This window comes from Alteromonas sp. ALT199, assembly GCF_018619335.1.
Classification (GTDB): domain Bacteria; phylum Pseudomonadota; class Gammaproteobacteria; order Enterobacterales; family Alteromonadaceae; genus Alteromonas.
Genome location: NZ_JAHHDX010000134.1, coordinates 609 through 1,522 on the forward strand (window position 1 = coordinate 609; position 914 = coordinate 1,522).

General features: G+C 44.2%; 1 protein-coding gene. It reads right to left on the bottom strand.

The window, feature by feature from the left end:
• Nucleotides 1-466: 466 nt before the first annotated feature.
• Nucleotides 467-793 carry an antibiotic biosynthesis monooxygenase gene (locus KL866_RS14980; protein WP_214995774.1) on the bottom strand — a complete coding sequence of 109 codons (327 nt, stop codon included), beginning with the start codon at nt 791-793 and terminating at the stop codon, nt 467-469.
• Nucleotides 794-914: the final 121 nt, after the last annotated feature.

Here is a 914-nt window from a genome sequence, read left to right on the forward strand (position 1 = left end):
GCGTCCCAGCGACCGAAGGGAGTGAACTTGAGCGCTTTGTTAGAAGCAGAGCCTGTTCCCTTGGCCTTTTTAAAAACTAATAAAGCCAGCATACGATTGATTATTAACACAAACAAGTAAAACGACAGCGCGGTAATGTTTTTGATTTGACTGAAGCAAGCCGCCCTTTGAGCTAACAAACGCAATGGCGCTTGCTGACTTAAAATAAGAATTTGTCGATAAAGCGCCTATTGCGCGACCTTTGAATTGAAAGCGGCGAAGTTAAAACCACCAAAAGCCAGAGCGATTTTTGAAACAGCAGGTGAGGGCGGTTGAGCTGCTATTTGTATTAAGCGAAACGCAGTTTAGGCTGACGCCTTCTAACTTTTAAATAAGGGGCGCAGGCATGTGGGCTAAAATCCGAACGAAGTGAGCAGCCCACATGCCTGCGTCCCAGCCCGCGCAGCGGGCGAACTTAATTTTTTTGTTATACATCAAAGACCCTGCGATGCAGATAGTCCACTTCAACTTCCATTTCATATAGAATCTTTGTCGATTCTAAGTTGAGACTATCTCGCATTTTAGTTCTATATTCTTCGTACTCCGCTGACATTTCTATATCGTTTGCCGCACGGTAAGTTGTTTCATCTGGCCATTGAGCGTAGGCAATGAACGCCCCAGATTTATCTATATGAAGACGAGAACCTAAACTCCCTTTGAACAGATAAATTCCTTGAGTAGTTTTAGGCCATGCTTCAAGAAATTGTTCTCGATATCCGTCTTTGACGACAAATTCAAACATTACAATAAACAACGATGTTTCCTCCTTGATGTATAACTTTTAAATAAGGGGCGCAGACATGTGGGCTAAAATCCGAACGAAGTGAGCAGCCCACATGTTTGCGTCCCAGCCCGCGCAGCGGGCGAACTTAATT